This window comes from Halomonas sp. MCCC 1A11062, from assembly GCF_021404355.1.
GTDB classification, from domain to species: domain Bacteria; phylum Pseudomonadota; class Gammaproteobacteria; order Pseudomonadales; family Halomonadaceae; genus Halomonas; species Halomonas aerodenitrificans.
Genome location: NZ_JABFTW010000008.1, coordinates 147565 through 165372 on the forward strand (window position 1 = coordinate 147565; position 17808 = coordinate 165372).

The 17808-nt window shown below is 62.8% G+C and carries 14 protein-coding genes and 4 tRNA genes; 4 read left to right on the forward strand and 14 right to left on the reverse strand.

The genetic code is table 11. The features are described 5' to 3' along the window. Window positions 1–1680 carry a glutamine--tRNA ligase/YqeY domain fusion protein gene (locus HOP58_RS11030; protein ID WP_010628486.1) on the reverse strand — a complete coding sequence of 560 codons (1680 nt, stop codon included), beginning with the start codon at window positions 1678–1680 and terminating at the stop codon, window positions 1–3. Between the two features lie 155 nt (window positions 1681–1835). Between HOP58_RS11030 and HOP58_RS11035 the strand changes: the two genes are divergently transcribed. Both HOP58_RS11035 and HOP58_RS11040 read left to right on the forward strand, forming a co-directional pair. After that, window positions 1836–2345, forward strand: coding sequence for a peptidylprolyl isomerase (locus HOP58_RS11035; RefSeq protein ID WP_234253973.1), 510 nt, complete (start codon window positions 1836–1838; stop codon window positions 2343–2345). Between the two features lie 25 nt (window positions 2346–2370). Continuing rightward, complete coding sequence (locus HOP58_RS11040; RefSeq protein WP_234253972.1) at window positions 2371–3132, forward strand: UDP-2,3-diacylglucosamine diphosphatase; 762 nt, start codon at window positions 2371–2373, stop codon at window positions 3130–3132. Window positions 3133–3139: 7 nt separating this feature from the next. Here the strand turns inward: HOP58_RS11040 and HOP58_RS11045 are convergent, their stop codons facing one another. The 11 genes from HOP58_RS11045 to HOP58_RS11095 all read right to left on the reverse strand — a co-directional run bounded on the left by HOP58_RS11045 (window position 3140) and on the right by HOP58_RS11095 (window position 13669). After that, complete coding sequence (locus HOP58_RS11045; RefSeq protein WP_234260295.1) at window positions 3140–4192, reverse strand: GTP-binding protein; 1053 nt, start codon at window positions 4190–4192, stop codon at window positions 3140–3142. A gap of 149 nt (window positions 4193–4341) precedes the next feature. Then, a complete protein-coding gene (locus tag HOP58_RS11050) occupies window positions 4342–6159 on the reverse strand; it encodes a SurA N-terminal domain-containing protein (protein ID WP_234253970.1) in 1818 nt (605 codons plus the stop codon). Window positions 6160–6399: 240 nt separating this feature from the next. After that, window positions 6400–6672, reverse strand: a complete 273-nt coding sequence (gene hupB, locus HOP58_RS11055; RefSeq protein ID WP_010628481.1) for a nucleoid-associated protein HU-beta — start codon at window positions 6670–6672, stop codon at window positions 6400–6402. 176 nt (window positions 6673–6848) lie between these two features. After that, the gene (gene lon, locus HOP58_RS11060; RefSeq protein WP_010628480.1) at window positions 6849–9254 is read right to left on the reverse strand and encodes an endopeptidase La; all 2406 of its coding nucleotides are present in this window, start codon (window positions 9252–9254) and stop codon (window positions 6849–6851) included. A gap of 151 nt (window positions 9255–9405) precedes the next feature. Then, window positions 9406–10683, reverse strand: coding sequence for an ATP-dependent Clp protease ATP-binding subunit ClpX (gene clpX / locus HOP58_RS11065; RefSeq protein ID WP_010628479.1), 1278 nt, complete (start codon window positions 10681–10683; stop codon window positions 9406–9408). A 77-nt stretch (window positions 10684–10760) separates the two neighbouring features. Further along, the gene (gene clpP, locus HOP58_RS11070; protein WP_010628478.1) at window positions 10761–11381 is read right to left on the reverse strand and encodes an ATP-dependent Clp endopeptidase proteolytic subunit ClpP; all 621 of its coding nucleotides are present in this window, start codon (window positions 11379–11381) and stop codon (window positions 10761–10763) included. Window positions 11382–11472: 91 nt separating this feature from the next. Beyond that, entirely contained in the window at window positions 11473–12831 is a 1359-nt protein-coding gene (gene tig / locus HOP58_RS11075; RefSeq protein WP_010628477.1) for a trigger factor, read from the reverse strand. Between the two features lie 359 nt (window positions 12832–13190). Next, window positions 13191–13265: transfer RNA gene (locus HOP58_RS11080), tRNA-His, on the reverse strand. Window positions 13266–13297: 32 nt separating this feature from the next. Next, window positions 13298–13372, reverse strand: a tRNA-His gene (locus HOP58_RS11085). A 76-nt stretch (window positions 13373–13448) separates the two neighbouring features. Further along, a tRNA-Arg gene (locus HOP58_RS11090) sits at window positions 13449–13525 on the reverse strand. Window positions 13526–13592: 67 nt separating this feature from the next. Further along, window positions 13593–13669: transfer RNA gene (locus tag HOP58_RS11095), tRNA-Pro, on the reverse strand. Window positions 13670–13880: 211 nt separating this feature from the next. Here HOP58_RS11095 and folD point away from each other — a divergent pair. Beyond that, window positions 13881–14759 (forward strand): bifunctional methylenetetrahydrofolate dehydrogenase/methenyltetrahydrofolate cyclohydrolase FolD, encoded by an 879-nt coding sequence (gene folD / locus HOP58_RS11100; RefSeq protein ID WP_234260296.1) that lies wholly within the window; start codon window positions 13881–13883, stop codon window positions 14757–14759. Between the two features lie 148 nt (window positions 14760–14907). Then, entirely contained in the window at window positions 14908–15648 is a 741-nt protein-coding gene (gene mtnN, locus HOP58_RS11105; protein WP_234260297.1) for a 5'-methylthioadenosine/S-adenosylhomocysteine nucleosidase, read from the forward strand. A 109-nt stretch (window positions 15649–15757) separates the two neighbouring features. Here the strand turns inward: mtnN and HOP58_RS11110 are convergent, their stop codons facing one another. Together HOP58_RS11110 and HOP58_RS11115 are read right to left on the reverse strand one after the other, a co-directional pair. After that, window positions 15758–16735 carry a glycosyltransferase family A protein gene (locus tag HOP58_RS11110; RefSeq protein WP_010628474.1) on the reverse strand — a complete coding sequence of 326 codons (978 nt, stop codon included), beginning with the start codon at window positions 16733–16735 and terminating at the stop codon, window positions 15758–15760. Window positions 16736–16740: 5 nt separating this feature from the next. Next, window positions 16741–17607, reverse strand: coding sequence for a polysaccharide pyruvyl transferase family protein (locus tag HOP58_RS11115; RefSeq protein WP_010628473.1), 867 nt, complete (start codon window positions 17605–17607; stop codon window positions 16741–16743). Window positions 17608–17808: the final 201 nt, after the last annotated feature.

Below are 17808 nucleotides of genomic sequence, written 5' to 3' on the forward strand. Positions count from 1 at the left end.
TCAGCCCTTCTTCTGTATCTTTGCCCAACTGTCCTTCAGCCCGACGGTGCGGTTGAACACCAGCTTGCCGTCGCGACAGGCGTGGCGATCGGCACAGAAGTAGCCCACCCGCTCGAACTGATAACGCGACTCGGGAGCGGCATCGGCCAGGCTCGGCTCGCCCATGGCCTGACAGACCTGCAACGACTCGGGGTTGAGATGCTCGAGGAAGTCGGCGTCCTTGTCCTTGTCGGGCTGCTCGACCAGGAACAGGTTGTCGTAGAGACGCACCTCCATCGGTACCGCATGGCTGGCGCTGACCCAGTGGATCACGCCCTTGACCTTGCGCCCTTCGGGGTTCTTGCCCAGGGTGTCGAAATCAACCGAGCAGCGCAGCTCCACGATCTCGTCGCTGGCGTCCTTCACCACCTCGTCGCAGCGGATCACGTAGGAGTTGCGCAGACGCACCTCCTGGCCCGGCGCCAGACGGAAGAACTTCTTCGGCGGCTCCTCCATGAAGTCGTCCTGGTCGATGTAGAGCTCGCGGGTGAAAGGCACACGGCGCAGCGCCATGTCCTCACGGGCCGGATGGCCCGGGACCTCGTAGACCTCCTCGTGGGACTCCGGCACGTTGGTCAACACCACCTTGAGCGGGTTCAGCACGCACATGGCGCGCGGGGCGTTGTCCTCCAGATCCGAGCGGATGGCATGGTAGAGCATGGCAATGTCGACCAGGCCGCCGTCGGCGCGGGTTACGCCGATCATCTCGCAGAACTTGCGGATCGACGCCGGGGTGTAGCCGCGCCGACGCATACCGGAGATGGTCGGCATGCGCGGGTCGTCCCAGCCGTCGACGATGCCCTCGTCCACCAGCAACTTGAGCTTGCGCTTGGAGGTGAGGGTGTAGTTCATGTTGAGCCGCGCGAACTCGATCTGGCGCGGCTTGCACGGCACCGGCAGGTTGTCGAGGAACCACTCGTAGAGCGGGCGGTGGTCTTCGAACTCGAGGGTGCAGATGGAGTGCGTCACCCCCTCGATGGCATCCGTCTGACCATGGGCGAAATCGTAGGAGGGGTAGATCTTCCAGGTATCGCCGGTCTGGTGGTGATGGGCGTGACGAATGCGGTAGAGAATCGGGTCGCGCAGGTTGATGTTGGGCGAGGCCATGTCGATCTTGGCCCGCAGCACCTTCTCGCCCTCGTTGAACTCGCCGGCCCGCATGCGCTCGAGCAGGTCGAGGTTCTCCTCGACGCTGCGCTCGCGCCAGGGGCTCGGACGGCCCGGCGCGGTCAGCGTGCCGCGGTATTCGCGGATCTCGTCGGGCGAGAGGTCGTCCACGTAGGCCTTGTCCTCGCGAATCAGATGCTGCGCCCAGGCGTAGAGCTGATCGAAGCAGTCAGAGGCGTAGCGCACCGCACCCGCCCACTCGAAACCGAGCCAGCTGACGTCCTCCTTGATGGCGTCGATGTAGGCTTGCTCTTCCTTGGCCGGGTTGGTGTCGTCGAAGCGCAGATGACAGTCCCCACCGAACTGCTCGGCCAGGCCGAAGTTGAGACAGATGGACTTGGCGTGCCCCACGTGCAGGAAACCGTTGGGCTCCGGCGGGAAGCGGGTGACGACCTTGTCGGCACGACCGGCCTCGATCTCGTCGCGGATCTGGTTGCGGATGAAATTCGGCGCACTGGCGTTTTCGGTGGTCATGTTGTTGCGGCAAACCTCTGGTTGGATCGCGAGTCTGGGTGGGGCCCCGAATGTCGATGAACCCGACACGCTTCGCGCATCGATGCAAAACGGCTATTATAACGCCACGCCCATGCACGGCGCCAAGGCGCGCTCCCATCGTACAGGAAACTTCGATGATCATTCTCGAGACCAGCTTCGGCGACATCGCCATCACCCTGAATCACGAACAGGCGCCCAAGACCGCAGCCAATTTCGAGCAGTACGTGCGCGACGGCCACTACGACGGCACCTTGTTTCATCGCGTCATCCCCGGCTTCATGATTCAGGGTGGCGGCTTCGATCAGGACTTCAATCAGAAGCCGACCCGCGACCCGATCGAAAACGAAGCCGACAACGGGCTGAAGAACCTGACCGGCACCCTGGCCATGGCCCGTACCCAGGACCCCCACTCCGCCACCGCCCAGTTCTTCATCAACGTGGCCGACAACGACTTCCTCAACCACAGCGGCAAATCGCTGCAGGGCTGGGGCTACTGCGTATTCGGCGAAGTTGTGGACGGCATGGACGTGGTCGAGCGCATCACCGCCGTGAACACCACCCGCCGCGGCATGCATGCCGACGTGCCCGCCGAAGACGTGACCATCGAGCGCGCCTACGTCAAGGACGAAGCAGACGACAGCTGAGCCGCAGCCAACCACGGGATAGCTCATGAGTTCCACCCTGCTGATCTCCGACCTGCACCTGCACCCCGGTGCGCCCGACGTCACCGAGGGCTTCCTCGGCTGGCTCGAGCGCAGAGCCCGGGGCGTCGATGCACTCTACATCCTGGGTGACTTCTTCGAGGCCTGGATCGGCGACGATCTGCTCGATCACGCCGACCAGGATCCCAGCGGCACCGGCAAGCTGGCCCTGCGTGTGGCCGCCGCCCTGCGCCGCCTGAACGACGAAGGCACCCAGATCTACCTGATGCACGGCAACCGCGACTTCCTGCTCGGCCACCGCTTCGCTTCCGCCTGCGGTGCCAAGCTGGTCACCGATCCGGCCGTGCTGCGCTTCGCCGACGAGCCGGTATTGCTGATGCACGGCGACAGCCTGTGCACTCGCGACGAGGCCTACATGACCTTTCGCGAACAGGCCCGCAACCAGGCCTGGCAGGAGCAGGTGCTGGCCATGCCGCTGGCCGACCGCCTGCAGCTGGCCGCCGCTCTGCGTCAGCAGTCCGGCGAAGCGACCTCGAACAAGGCCGAGGACATCATGGATGTCACCCCGGAAGAAGTCGTGCGCACCATGCGCGATTACGGCGTGACGACCCTGATCCACGGCCACACCCACCGCCCCGCCGTGCACGAACTCGAGGTGGGCGACCTCCCGGCCCGTCGCATCGTGCTGGGAGACTGGCAGCCCGGCAAAGGCTGGGAAATCGAAATCGGCCCCGATGGCGACCCCACCCTGCGGGAAATCGCCCTCTGAAGCCAGCTCAAGGCAGCGCATCGACCTTTTCGCCCCTGACACGACAGGCGTGAATAGCGGCGAGAAGGTCGTCTGCCGGCGGCATCACTGCCGCCTCGCCGATAAGCTCCAGGCGCGAGTCCTGACGCCAGGCACTGACAGTCAGGCTCGCCGCCCCCTCGCCCCGGTTGTAGAGCCGCCACCCCGCATCGGTATGCAGCACTCCCTTCACGCGCAGCCCGGACGGCAAGCGATCCAGCACCAGGGTCAGACGGTCGAGATCGAACACCTCGGTGGGACTCCAGCGCCACCCCTGCGTGTGGTAGCCCAAGGCCTGGCCGCGCGCCGCCACCGGCCGGCCCGGCTGAGGCGCCTGCGTAACGAACTCGTCCAGTACCAGCATCCGAGCGCCAGGATCGCGCAGCGCCGCATGTCGATCGCTCACGCCCCCAGCCGCCGGTGTGTGGCGGCCGCTTTCCATCAGCACGTTCACATCCAGCTCGCCATGGGCAGCGTGCGCCACCCACTTCTTGGGCGGCCAGAGCTGCTCCACGAAGGCCTCGGCAGCAGCAACCGCCTGCGACCCGGCGCGGTCGGTCATGGTCAAGGCAACGGCGTCGGCCATGGCCAACTGGTCGTTGAAGGTGTCGTGCTCGCGCGCGCGGGGATCCTCGAGCCGGGCCGGATCGAGCAGCGCCACGATGTCCTGTACCACCAACACCTCGGCAAAGGCATCGCTGCGCAGCGTGTCGAGCAGACCGGCGGGATGCCCGAGCCCCGAGGGCTCGATGAGCAGTCGATCGGGTCGATGACGGTGCAGCAGGTTGACCAGCGTGGCCTGCAGCACGAAAGCCAGCTGGCAGCACATGCAGCCGCCGGGAAGCCCTTTCACGATCACATCGTCCCGCGACTCGAACATCGTCTGATCGATGCCGACCTGGCCGAACTCGTTGATCAGTACCGCCCAGCGCTCGTTTGCCGGCTTCTGCTCGATCAGACGCCGTATCAGCGTGCTCTTGCCGCTGCCCAGAAAGCCGGTGAAGAGATGTACGGGTATCGATCTTAGCGGCGTCGCAGCCATGAGCGCTCCTGCAAAACCAATTGTTATAGAGTAACACAAAGGCCGGCCATAGCAGCAAGCTTAACTAAAGAGAAGATAACGGTATAAACCTGAATGGAGAATAAGGGGGCGGTGCCCCCTTATCGGTACTGCATGGCAGGCTGTCGCATTTAGCGACGAGTGATCTCGGATGTCTCCCGCAGATGACTGCGCAGGCCCTGCACGGCCGCTTGAGCGCGCAGCTGCTCGGCCATTCGCGCCACGAAGGCATCGACCTGCTCGTCCGGCTCACCGGTGGCCACCTCGTCAAGCGCGATCAGGACCACCCTCTCCCCATCGCTGGTGTGGCCGAACACGGCCTCGCCCGCCTCGGGATGCGGCAACCGGAAGGCAGCCTGGAGCACGGAGCGCGGCACATTGTCCCGCTGGCGTGTGGCCCCTTCGACCTGCTGCCAGTCAATATCCAGCTCCTCTCCGGCACGCAGCCGCTCTACCTGCTGACGCGCCACGTCGAGCAGCATCTCACGCTGCTTGATGCGGGTCACGGATGCCGCCACGCGCTCGCGCACCTCCTCGAGGGGCAGCACGGTGGCCTCACGATGCTCGGCGACCCGCAGCACCATGCGGCGATCGTTGTCGAGCTCGATGACTTCGCTGTTGAAGCCCTCGACCAGCACATCCTCGCTGAACGCTTCGCTCATCACGCCCGGCTCGGAGAGTATGCCCTCGCCGCCTTCACGCGACACCCAGTCGCTCTCGTGCAGTTCGAGCCCCAGCCCATCGGCCACGCTGGCCAGGTCATCGGCGGCGAAGCTCTCATCGATCAAGGACTGAACACGGCGGTTGAAGTCGCTGGTTACCTGGCCGAGGGCCATTTCACGGGCAATATCGTCGCGCATCTCCTCGAAGGACGGTTGATCCAGCCCCGTGACCTTGATCAGATGCAGGCCGCTGCTGGTCTCCACGATGCCGGAGACCTGCCCGGGAGCGAGCGAGAAGGCGGCGTCGTCGAAGTCATCGCCGAAGAAGCCGCGACTGATCACGCCGAGATCGCCACCCTGCTCGGCGGAGGCAGGATCGTCGGAGTACTCGAGCGCCAGGGCCTCGAAGTCATCGCCCTCGGCCAGCCGCTCACGAACGGCTTCCAGTCGCTCCACGGCTTCTTCACGGGTGCGTTCGCCATCGTGCGTGGCCATGATGTGGGAAACTCTCCGATCGGCGTCGCGACCGCGATTCTGCCACTCCTGACGCAGCGCCTCCTCGTCCACCTCGACCTCGCCGGCCATCTCCTGACGATCGACGATCACGTACTCCAGACGCACCTGTTCCGGCCGCTGGTAGTTCTCGCGATGCTCCTCGTAATAGGCGAGCAGCTCCTCCTCGCTGACCTCCACCGGCTCGTCGAGCGCTTCGGCACCCAGCGCATGGTAGCGAAAGCTGCGCACCTGAGCCTGCAGCGCCGCCAGAGTCTCACGCTCGCTGTCGAGCACGAAGTCGCTTACCGCCAGACCCTGCTGCAATTGCTGACGCTTGAGGTCGACGCGCAATGCGGCACGAAAGGAGGACGGCGTGAAGCCGGCACTGGCCAGTCGATTGCGGAACAGGTCGGTATCGAAGCGGCCGTTCTGGTCTTGGAACTCGGGCAAGGTCACGATGACCTGATCGAGCTGCTCATCGGAGAGATGAAGGCCACCCTCCTCAGCAAAAGCCAGCAGCAGGCGCTCGCCAATCATCTCGTCGAGCACCTGGCCACGCAGGGCGCGCTCCTGCTCAGGCGGCACCTGACCTGAGCGAATGGCACGCTGCACCTCCTGCTCCAGCTCCTGGCGGGTAATGGACTGGCCATTGACCTTGGCGACTTCATCGCCGCCACCACCGAACAGCCCCACCAGGGACTCGACACCGAACAGCGCCATGGTAACGACCACGGCACCCACGATGATCTTGGCACCCCAACTTCTGGAGCGGTCACGAATACTTTGCAGCATGCAGGCCTCGGTAACTGATTGTTGGCTGGCAGTGGGGCCATATTATACGGCGACCAGGCCTCGCGGACCATGGCTGCACCGCCCGGCTCGTCATCGATGTGGAAGCCGCTTCCGACAACGACGCCAAATAAGACGTATCCGCCAAAAAATAAGGCGCACCGCCGAAGCGGTGCGCCTGATGGTTTGCTTCCGACGCTGAATAGCCCGCTACCGGACTGGCGGAGCAAACAATCCGTTGTCTCAGTTGACGGAGTCTTTCAGTGCCTTGCCAGCCTTGAAGGACGGCACCTTGGCTGCACTGATCTCGATCGGCTGGCCGGTCTGCGGGTTGCGGCCGGTACGGGCGGCACGCTCCTTCACCGAGAAAGTACCAAACCCGACGAGTGAAACGCTATCCCCTTTCTTGAGGCTCTCGGTAACGGTATCGACCATGGCATCCAGTGCACGAGACGCAGCGGCCTTGGGAATATCGGCAGACGCGGCGATGGCTTCGATCAGCTCGGATTTGTTCACACTTCACCCCTTGACGGTTTCAGTAAATGGCTCTAATCGGCGTGCCTTTCGCCCGGCAACACGATCACAGCACGGCTGGCAGTTTATAGCAATGCTGTAAAAGAGGTGTCAAGCAACTGCGGCGCCAAACCGCGCCATTGCGAGCTTTTCTTCCCGAAATGGCACGGCAATTATCGTTAATGTGTACTGATCATCGTTGAAGAAGAAGCCGAATCATCCGTTCGGGATTCTTCCCCGTTGGTATCGGGACTTGCAACCAACGCCGACGCCAGCACCTCATCGATCCAACGGACTGGCCGGATATCCAGCGCGTCCTTGATGTTATCCGGAACCTCCTTGAGGTCACGGCGGTTCTCTTCCGGAATTAGCACGATCTTTATACCACCGCGCCGTGCCGCCAGCAATTTCTCCTTCAACCCGCCGATCGGCATCACCTCACCACGCAGATTCACCTCGCCGGTCATGGCCAGGTCGCAGCGAATGGGGCGCCCGGTATAGGCAGAGACCATGGCAGTCACCATGGCGATGCCGGCACTGGGACCGTCCTTGGGTGTAGCACCTTCCGGCACATGAATGTGCAGGTCTTCCTTCTCGAAACGCTCGGGCTCGATGCCCAGCGACTCGGCGCGAGCACGCACCACGGTATGCGCCGCGCTAACGGACTCCTTCATCACGTCGCCCAGCGAGCCGGTCTTGTTGATGCGCCCCTTGCCGGGCGTGACCACCGACTCGATGTTCAGCAGCTCCCCGCCAACCGACGTCCAGGCCAAGCCGGTCACGCGACCCACCTGATCCTCCTTGTCGGCCAGACCGTAGCTGTAACGACGCACCCCGGCATATTTCTCTATGTCGGCTGCGGCGAGTAACACCGGCGCCTGGGCCCCCTTGCCTTCGTATTCGAGCCGTTCGCGAAGCACCTTGCGGCACACCTTGGCGATCTGGCGCTCAAGCTCGCGCACGCCCGCTTCGCGAGTGTAGTAACGAATCAGCTCCAGCAGCGACTCATCGGAGAAGGCGAGTTCGTCCTCCTTGAAGCCGGTGGCCCGGAGCTGCTTCGGCACTAGGTAGCGCCGGGCAATGGCGAGCTTCTCGTCCTCGGTGTAGCCCGGCAGGCGAATCACTTCCATGCGGTCGAGCAGCGGGCCGGGAATGTTCATCGAGTTGGCGGTACAGATGAACATCACTTCCGAGAGATCGTAATCGAGCTCCAGGTAGTGATCGTTGAACTTGTCGTTCTGCTCCGGATCGAGGACTTCCAGCAGCGCCGAGGCGGGGTCGCCGCGGTGATCCATGCCGAGCTTGTCGACCTCGTCCAGCAGGAACAGCGGGTTCTTGACCCCGGCCTTGCTCATGCGTTGGATCAGCTTGCCGGGCAGCGAACCGATGTAGGTGCGGCGATGGCCGCGAATCTCGGATTCGTCACGCACGCCGCCGAGCGCCAGCCGCACGTACTTGCGGTTGGTGGCTCGTGCGATCGACTGGCCGAGCGAGGTCTTGCCCACCCCGGGCGGCCCCACCAGGCACAGCACGGGCCCCTTGAGCTTCTTGACGCGCTTCTGCACTGCCAGGTACTCGAGGATGCGCTCCTTGACCTCGTCGAGGCCGTAGTGATCCTCGTCGAGTACCTTGTGGGCGTGCGGCAGGTCATGCTTGACCCGGGTGCGCTTCTTCCACGGCACGCCCACCATCCAGTCGAGGTAGGAGCGTACCACCGTGGCTTCCGCGGAGCTCGGCGACATCATCTTGAGCTTGCCCAGCTCTTGCAGGGCCTTCTCCCGCGCCTCCTTGGGCATGCCTGACTCTTCGATGGCAGCCTCGTACTTCTCGGCCTCGTTGGGCACGTTCTCGAGCTCGCCCATCTCCTTCTGGATGGCCTTCATCTGCTCGTTGAGATAGTACTCGCGCTGGGACTTCTCCATCTGATCCTTGACCCGCGAGCGGATGCGTTTCTCCACCTGGAGCAGGTCGATTTCCGACTCGATCAGCGCCATCAGATGCTCGATACGGTCACGCACGCGATCCATTTCCAGCAGCTGCTGCTTGTCGTGGATCTTGAGCGAGAGATGAGCGCAGATGGTATCGACCAGACGGCTCGGGTCCTCGATGCCCGAGAGCGAGTTGAGAACCTCGTTGGGCACCTTCTTGGACAGCTTGACGTACTGCTCGAACTGATTGAGCAGCACGCGCACCAGCGCCTCCTGCTCACGCTCCGTCAAGGGCTCGCTGTCGCGCAACACCGCATCCGCCATGCTGTGTCCGCCGTCGGCATGGTGGACTTCGCGCAGGTCGGCCCGCGAGACACCCTCGATCAATACCTTGACGGTGCCATCCGGCAGCTTGAGCAGCTGCATGATCTCGGCAATGGTGCCGATGGTGAAGAGGTCGTCGGTGCCGGGGTCGTCCTGGCCGGCTTCGCGCTGGGCTACCAGCAGTACGCGCTTGTCGGCAGCCATGGCGGCGTCGAGCGCCTGGATCGACTTCTCTCGGCCGACGAACAGAGGGATGACCATCTGCGGATAGACGACCACGTCGCGCAGTGGCAAAAGGGGCAGACTGAGAGTCTGAACGGCGTTCTGCTGCATCGCAGACGTTCCTCAAACAGAAATCGGTGAATACAGGGGGTGTGGGGGCAGCACACCCCCTTTGCAAGGGGGCGCGGGCGACCTGCATGAAAAAGGGGCCGCCCGAGCGACCCCTTTTCGTCACGGGCGTGACGGCAACTTCCGGACGGCCTCAGCCGTCGGTGCCGTCCACCCGCTGGTCCTGCTGAGAATAGATCAGCAGCGGCTCGCTGTCCCCGGCGATGACCGAAGCATCGATGACCACCTTGGTCACCCCCTCCATGGAGGGAATCTCGTACATGGTGTCGAGCAGAACCGACTCGAGGATGGAGCGCAAGCCACGCGCCCCGGTCTTGCGCGCCATGGCCTTGGCCGCCACCGCACGCAGCGCGTCCTCGCGGAACTCCAGCTCCACGCCCTCCATGTCGAACAGGCGGGCGTACTGCTTGACCAGGGAGTTCTTGGGCTCGGTCAGGATCTGAATCAGCGCGTCTTCGTTGAGCTCGGTGAGCGTGGCGATCACCGGCAGACGACCGACGAACTCGGGGATCAGGCCGAACTTGACCAGATCCTCCGGTTCGACGTCGGCGAGCAGGTCGCCCACGCCCTTGGTCTCGTCCTTGCTCTTCACCACCGCGCTGAAGCCGATGCCGCCCTTCTCGGCGCGGTCTCGAATGACCTTGTCGAGGCCGGCAAAGGCGCCCCCCACGATGAACAGTATGTTGCCGGTGTCCACCTGCAGGAACTCCTGCTGTGGATGCTTGCGCCCGCCCTGCGGCGGCACGGAAGCCGTGGTACCCTCGATCAGCTTCAGCAGCGCCTGCTGCACGCCCTCGCCCGACACGTCGCGGGTGATCGAGGGGTTGTCCGACTTGCGCGAGATCTTGTCGATCTCGTCGATGTAGACGATGCCGCGCTGGGCCTTCTCCACATCGTAGTCGCACTTCTGCAGCAGCTTCTGGATGATGTTCTCGACATCCTCGCCGACATAGCCCGCCTCGGTGAGGGTGGTGGCATCGGCGATGGTGAAGGGCACGTTGAGCAGACGTGCCATGGTCTCGGCCAGCAGCGTCTTGCCGCTGCCGGTAGGACCGATCAGCAGGATATTGGACTTGCCGAGCTCGACGTCGTCGCCCTTGATGCCGGCGCGCAGACGCTTGTAGTGGTTGTACACGGCCACGGACAGCACCGTCTTGGCGCGGTCCTGACCGATGACGTATTCGTCCAGGGTGCGACGAATCTCGCGGGGAACGGGCAGGCGCTCCTCATCGCTCTCGGCATCGGCATCGAGAACTTCCTCGCGAATGATGTCGTTGCACAGGTCGACACACTCGTCGCAGATATAGACGGACGGGCCTGCAATCAGCTTGCGCACCTCGTTCTGATTCTTGCCACAGAACGAGCAGTAAAGCAGCTTGCCGCCTTCGTCCTTGCCTTTGCCGTCGGCCATTCGCGTACCTCTGTCACTTCGGCGGCCCGACCGGCCGCCGCTAATCACGTATATGAAGCGTGTCTGAATTCACGCTATCAGGATGTGGGCCGCTTATCCAGTACGGCATCTATGAGACCGTACTCCGTTGCCTGAGTGCCGCTCATGAAGTTGTCACGATCGGTGTCGCGGGCAATCGTCTCGATATCCTGCCCGGTGTGATGCGCCAGGATACGGTTGAGCTTGTCACGGATGCCCAGGATCTCGCGGGTATGGATCTCGATATCGGCCGCCTGCCCCTGATAACCGCCCAGCGGCTGGTGGATCATCATGCGCGAGTGGGGCAGTGAATAACGCTTGCCTGAGGCGCCGCCAGCCAACAGCAGCGCCCCCATACTGGCTGCCTGACCGATGCAGACCGTGGAGACATCGGGCTTGATGAACTGCATGGTGTCGTAGATCGCCATCCCGGCCGTCACGGCGCCGCCCGGCGAGTTGATGTAGAGATGGATGTCCTTGTCCGGATTCTCGGACTCGAGGAACAGCAGCTGCGCCACGATCAGGTTGGCCATGTGGTCTTCCACCGGCCCCACCAGAAAGATCACCCGCTCCTTCAACAGCCTGGAGTAGATGTCGTAGGCCCGCTCGCCGCGTGCGCTCTGCTCAACCACCATCGGCACCAGGCCGCCGGCGTTCCGGGTCTCGAACTCGTTGCTCATCAGTGTGATGTCCTTGCATCCGATGAATGGAAGCGACTGCACCTGCCGGCCGCACTCTCGCGGCCGGCAGGTCGAGGGGCGTGACGCCGAATCAGCTCTTGGCCTCTTCCTCGCCTTCCTCATCTGCGCCCTCTTCGGCCTGCTCGCCCTGCTGAGCGGCTGCGAGAGCCTGCTGGTAGCTCATCTCAACGTCCTTGACGGTCGCTTGCTCCAGCAGCTTGTCGACGGCTTTCTCCTCAAGGATAGCCGACTTGACCTGGGTCTTGAGTTGATCGTTGCCCATGTAGTAGTCAACGACCTGCTGCGGATCCTGGTACTGCTCAGCGAGCTCCTCGACCTTGGCGCGAATTTCGTCGTCGCTGGCGTCGAGCTCGTTGGCCTTGATCACCTCGGCCAGCAGCAGGCCGATCTGAACGCGGCTCTTGGCCTGCTCGGAGAACAGCTCGTTGGGCAGCTGGGACACGTCGAAGTCTTCGCCCAGGCCGAACTGCTGGGCCGCCTGGCGCTTGAGCGCATCAGTTTCCTGCTGGACCAGGGACTGCGGCACCGGAATGTCGTTGGCCTTCTTCAGCGCCCCGAGCACCTGCTGCTTGACGCGATTGTCGACGGCCTGCTTGGCCTCGCGCGCCATGTTCTTCTTGACCTCTTCACGGAACTTCTCGACGTTGCCATCCTCGACGCCGAAGCGCTTGATGAACTCTTCGTCGACTTCCGGCAGGGCCTGGCCCTTCACCGCGTGCACCTTGACCTTGAAGGTGGCTTCCTGACCGGCCAGATGCTCGGCCTGGTAGTCCTCGGGGAAGGTGACCTTGATCTCCTTCTCTTCACCTGCCTTGGCGCCGACGAGCTGGTCCTCGAAGCCGGGAATGAAGTTGCCGGAGCCCAGCACCAGGTCGTGACCTTCAGCGCTGCCGCCTTCGAACGGCTCGTCGCCCAGGAAGCCCTTGAAGTCGATCTTGACCTGATCGCCCTGCTCGGCGGCACGCTCGACCTCTTCCCAGGATGCATTCTGCTTGCGCAGAGTCTCGACCATCTCCTCGAGATCGGCATCGCTGACTTCGACCTGCGGACGCTCGACCTCGGTACCTTCGATCGAGGCCAGCTCGATTTCGGGGTAGACCTCGAGGGAGGCCACGAACTCCAGGTCCTTGCCGGTCTCGTCGACCTTGGGCTCGATGCTCGGGAAGCCCGCCGGGTTGAGGTTCTGCTCGGTGATCGCACGCACATAGCGCTCACGCATCAGCTCGCCCACGACCTCGTCGCGCACGCCGCGACCGTAACGCTGACGCACCACGGCCATGGGCACCCGGCCCTTGCGGAAGCCATTGAGACGAATGTTCTTCGCCGTGTCCTTGAGGCGGGCCTCGACGGCCTCGTCGACCTCGGCGGCCGGCACCTGGAACGTGACACGGCGCTCGATCTGGGAGGTCGTTTCGACGGAAACTTGCATGAATGGTCCTCTACCACTAGGGGCGTTCTTGGGAAGCATGAATGTAAAAGAGAGATTCTAAGAATCCCGCCCTACGCTGGCAAGCATTACACCCATTGGTTGGGGCGCGACGGGCGCTTTACAAGGGCGTTTTGCAAGGCATTTCGTCCGGCACTTCATTATGCGGGCATTGTAACCCGGCCTCGGCAAGCCATGACCACCCTGTCTTTGACAACCAGGTCTTCGACAACCAGTGCCCGACGAGCATCCACTCAAGAGAGCGAACATGATGACAGCGCCACCAGCGGCAATGAAAGACTCGCGGCAACGAAAAAAGATAGAGGAAAGGAAAGGTACAGAAAAGTATAACAGAGGTGCAATGGGGTGGATGATGGGGATCGAACCCACGACCACCGGAGCCACAATCCGGGGCTCTACCACTGAGCTACATCCACCATTGCAGAGATGAGGCGTCACAAGAGTCGATTGGGGTGGATGATGGGGATCGAACCCACGACCACCGGAGCCACAATCCGGGGCTCTACCACTGAGCTACATCCACCATATCGACACTACTACCTACTACATCACTCGCTACCACACCACTCGAACCGGAGACCCGCCGCGGGCAACAGCATTGGCACGCCCAGCAGGACTCGAACCTGCAACCTACGGCTTAGAAGGCCGTTGCTCTATCCGGTTGAGCTATGGGCGCATTCTACGATCCATGGCGTCTGACCGCAACCCTGATTCGCCATTTCCTCAGCGTAAACAAAAGGTTGTGGTCGGGGTGGAGGGATTCGAACCCCCGACATCCTGCTCCCAAAGCAGGCGCGCTACCAGACTGCGCTACACCCCGCCGGCCTTCGCACGGCCCTCGACAGCCAACAACCAGGCCTCGTCGAGCGCTGCGTATTCTACGCGAGAATCCTTCGCGGTCAATAGCTATCTGAAGCAGCGAGGCTTTTGCGCTTTGCCTGGACGGCGCGGCATGCGAAAATCGGCCCCCTTCGAGAACTTACGGTCGGCATTGGCAGCGCCGCTCACTCATTCACCACAGGGGAGAAACGATGACCGCCCAACTCATCGACGGCAAGGCCATAGCCGCTCAGGTCCGCGAGCAAGTTGCACGCCAGGTCGAAACGCGCCGCACCGAGGGCAAGCGCATACCGGGCCTCGCCGTGGTTCTGGTGGGCGAAGACCCGGCTTCCCACGTCTACGTCAGCAACAAGCACCGCGCCTGCGAGCAGGCCGGCATTCTCTCCTTTCGGCACACTCTGCCCAGCGATACCAGCCAGCAGAGCCTCGAGCGGCTGATCGACGAGCTCAACGCCGACCCGCGCATCGACGGCATCCTGCTGCAGCTGCCTCTGCCGGCCCACCTCGACGCGCGCCCGATCCTCGAGCGTATCCTGCCGCACAAGGACGTCGATGGGTTCCACCCCTACAACCTGGGACGTCTGGCGCAGCGTTTGCCGGTACTCCGCCCCTGCACCCCCAAGGGCATCATGACCTTGCTGCAGGCCAGCGGCCTCAAGGTGCGCGGCATGGACGCCACCGTGGTCGGTGCCTCCAACATCGTCGGCCGCCCCATGGCACTGGAACTCATGCTGGCCGGCTGCACCACTACCGTGTGCCACCGCTTCACCCGCAACCTCGAAGAGCATGTGCGTCGCGCTGAGCTGCTGGTGGTGGCGGTCGGCAAGCCGGGCCTGGTCAAGGGAGAGTGGGTACGCGACGGCGCCATCGTCATCGATGTGGGCATCAACCGCGAGGAGGACGGCAGACTGGTCGGCGACGTGGAATTCACCTCGGCCGCCGAGCGCGCTGCCTGGATCACGCCGGTACCGGGTGGCGTGGGCCCGATGACCGTCGCTTCGCTGCTGGAGAACACCCTCTACGCCGCGGAGCGCCACGATGCCATGGAACAGGAATCCGCCACGCTCTGATAGAACTTGGCAGCCTGAACCTGACAATCAGGATCTGACAGCCAGAACCTGACAACCTAGCGTCGCTCCGCTAGAATACGCCCCTCCTCAGAACATACCTACTCACGACACGGCGGCCCGGCCGCCTTAGCGGAGCAAGCGACTCGAGATGAAACGCATCGGTATCATCGGCGCCATGGCCCAGGAGGTCGACTACCTGGCTTCGCAACTGGAAGGCCGCCGTACCCGCACCCATGTGGGCTGCACCTTCCATCACGGCAAGCTGCACGGTGTCGATGTGGTCATCCTGCAGTCGGGCATCGGCAAGGTCAATGCCGCCATCGGTACTACCCTGCTGCTCGACGTCTACCAGCCCGAAGCGATCATCAACACCGGTTCGGCCGGCGGCTTCGGTGAAGGGCTGGAGATCGGCGACATCGTGGTATCCAGCGAGGTGCGACATCACGATGTGGATGCCGTGGCGTTCGGCTACGAGCATGGCCAGGTGCCGCAGATGCCCGCCGCCTACCTGCCCGATGCCCGTCTGGTCACGCTCGCCCGGGAGTGCATCGAGGAGCTGGGCGAGGTCAAGGTGGTGGAAGGCCTGATCGCTACCGGCGACGTCTTCATGGCCTGCCCGGAGCTGGTCACCAAGACCCGCACACGCTTCCCCACCATGCTGGCGGCCGAGATGGAAGCCGCCGCCATCGCTCAGACCTGCCACCTCTACAGTTGTCCGTTCGTGGTCATCCGCGCGCTGTCCGACATCCCCGGCGGCGGCGACAATCACCTCTCGTTCGAGCAGTTCCTGGAGCAAGCTGCCGCGCACTCGGCACGCATGGTGGAGCGCATGGTCCTGCGTCTGGGCAAGACCGAGCCGCAACCCGACATCGAACTCGCCGCCAGCTAGGCATCAGGCTTCGCCTGAAAAAACAGGGGAGCGGCAATGGCCGAGACCATGACCGCTCCCTGCCTGCCAACGCACCGCTCCCCAGCGCCCCCAGCAAAGCCGTCCTGCCTCAGTGGCTACACACCTTGCCCCGGCCCATCAGACGCTTGATCGCGATACGCAGCGAATCGCTGAGCGCATGAAAGACGATTTTCAAGCACATGCTGCGGTTTCTGAATCCTAGCATCAGCGCCAGCAGAAGCGAGAGATCATAGGGTGCCCGCACCTTGCGGCATACGCCCATGTACTGACCGGTATACTGCAGAGCACGCTTGCGGATATGACGCCGGCAACTGCGATAGGCGGGGTCGCGATAAAGCTCCAACAGCGACCCGAGCAGGCCATGCAGGCCCTTCACGTGCTTCATGCACTTGGCCATCGTCATGGTGGAGTTATGACGGATTCTGCGCCGGAACAATACACGATCGGTCACCACATGACGTCTGGCTGAAAAGATCAGGGGATAGAAGACCTGTTCATCCTCGTGATAGTAAGCCTTGAAGCCCAATCGATCCCCCCACAGCATGCGCTTGCTCAGATAGAGACAAGGGCTGCAGGAGCCGCCGCCATGCCGTTCGAACGCCGCCAGGAGGTCAGCCGCACTGGTGTACTCGCCTTCGAACCCGCGGCGGTAGGAGCGCACCAAACCCAGCCCTTTCGCCCCTTCGTCGAAGAACGCAGCTCCCGAAAAGAAGATGATGTCCGGGTAGTGGGTGGATGTGATGAGGGCATGCATCTGCTCGATGAAATCGGATTCCAGCAGGTCATCGGCATCGAAGAAGTAGACGTAATCGCCCGACGCACTGGCAATCCCAAGGTTTCGGGCCCTACCCTGCCCCTGGTTGACCGTCGCTATCAGCTCGACGCGATAGGGATGAGGAAATGCACGTAGACGCTCCCAGGTGTCATCCTCGCTGCCATCGTCAACGATGATGACCTCGTGGGGCGGTAACGTCTGGCTGGCCAGGCTCTCAAGCGCGGCCTCTATATAGGAGGCCACGTTGTAGGCCGGGACGATGATGCTGATGGTCGGCTCGCGCATGTCCATGACCGTCACTTGAATTCGTCGAAGGGAAAACTGGCGACCAACCGCTCCGGTTCATTCAGATACTTCGCCACCCCACCCCGTGCAGGCAACGCCGCCATGCAATCGTCGGCCTCAGCCCGCCCCCTTAGCGTCAAGACGACGGTATCGGGAGCGTCCGTCGTACTGTAATAGTCGCGAAACTTGAACTCGCCACCGATCAGGGCATCGGAGAACCGCACCCAACGATTGGGAATTCGGTAGCAATCGGCAAGAATCAACCCATGCAGCGAGGAAGAAACGATCGCATCGCATTCGGCGAGGGCATCAATGAACGGCTCAGGCTGCTGCCCCACGTCGATCAACTTGACGTCGGGCAGACCCGCCATATAGCGGACCACGGGGTTATCCAGATCGATATAGTGAGGCACCAGCCCGACACGGTAGTGCCGATCGCAACGCACAGGCTGGTAGAACAGAGGCATGAGGAGAGCAGGATCGCCCAGTATCGCTCTTGAGACATCCGCGCCATTGGCAGCCAACAGCTGTTGGGTAAGCCGACCCCTGAGCGCCAGGAAGCGGGCATGCTCGAGAGCCTCTCGTCCTGGTAGCCACCGCGGGTCGATGACACCGCTACCCCACACCAGACTCCGACTTTTCGCCTGGTGAAGGATGCTTCCCACACCCAACAGATGCGCGCCCACGTTCGAGTGAACGCGGTAGGCATCCTTACCGGTGAGCCGCCGTACCAGGTAAGGCGTGATCGCATCTCCGACGTTCAGCCGTTTGTCGAAATATACGACCGGAATCCTCTCCCTGGCGAAGGTCAGCAGCAACGCAAACTCGAGCAGGCTGCGAAGCCCCTTGCGAACCTGCTTATGAGTCGACCTTGTCATCCTGGATCGTTCTCGACGCATACCTACGGGCACCCTGCGGCCAAGCCTCAGGCACTCAGATGGAACGTAAGTAGCGATGAGAGAGTACTCCCTGTACTCAACTCACACGATAGACTAGCCGTCACGGCTTCGCCGCAGGAATGTCATCGAACATGATACCCATCACCAAATGCAGAACGGCCGCCCGAAGGCGGCCGTCTC

What these genes read in the sequence shown, in the direction of transcription:
- HOP58_RS11030 (WP_010628486.1), bottom strand. Translation starts at nt 1,680, where the DNA reads ATGACCACCGAAAACGCCAGTGCGCCGAATTTCATCCGCAACCAGATC.
- HOP58_RS11035 (WP_234253973.1), top strand. Translation starts at nt 1,836, where the DNA reads ATGATCATTCTCGAGACCAGCTTCGGCGACATCGCCATCACCCTGAAT.
- HOP58_RS11040 (WP_234253972.1), top strand. Translation starts at nt 2,371, where the DNA reads ATGAGTTCCACCCTGCTGATCTCCGACCTGCACCTGCACCCCGGTGCG.
- HOP58_RS11045 (WP_234260295.1), bottom strand. Translation starts at nt 4,192, where the DNA reads ATGGCTGCGACGCCGCTAAGATCGATACCCGTACATCTCTTCACCGGC.
- HOP58_RS11050 (WP_234253970.1), bottom strand. Translation starts at nt 6,159, where the DNA reads ATGCTGCAAAGTATTCGTGACCGCTCCAGAAGTTGGGGTGCCAAGATC.
- lon (WP_010628480.1), bottom strand. Translation starts at nt 9,254, where the DNA reads ATGCAGCAGAACGCCGTTCAGACTCTCAGTCTGCCCCTTTTGCCACTG.
- clpX (WP_010628479.1), bottom strand. Translation starts at nt 10,683, where the DNA reads ATGGCCGACGGCAAAGGCAAGGACGAAGGCGGCAAGCTGCTTTACTGC.
- clpP (WP_010628478.1), bottom strand. Translation starts at nt 11,381, where the DNA reads ATGAGCAACGAGTTCGAGACCCGGAACGCCGGCGGCCTGGTGCCGATG.
- tig (WP_010628477.1), bottom strand. Translation starts at nt 12,831, where the DNA reads ATGCAAGTTTCCGTCGAAACGACCTCCCAGATCGAGCGCCGTGTCACG.
- folD (WP_234260296.1), top strand. Translation starts at nt 13,881, where the DNA reads ATGACCGCCCAACTCATCGACGGCAAGGCCATAGCCGCTCAGGTCCGC.
- mtnN (WP_234260297.1), top strand. Translation starts at nt 14,908, where the DNA reads ATGAAACGCATCGGTATCATCGGCGCCATGGCCCAGGAGGTCGACTAC.
- HOP58_RS11110 (WP_010628474.1), bottom strand. Translation starts at nt 16,735, where the DNA reads ATGGACATGCGCGAGCCGACCATCAGCATCATCGTCCCGGCCTACAAC.
- HOP58_RS11115 (WP_010628473.1), bottom strand. Translation starts at nt 17,607, where the DNA reads ATGACAAGGTCGACTCATAAGCAGGTTCGCAAGGGGCTTCGCAGCCTG.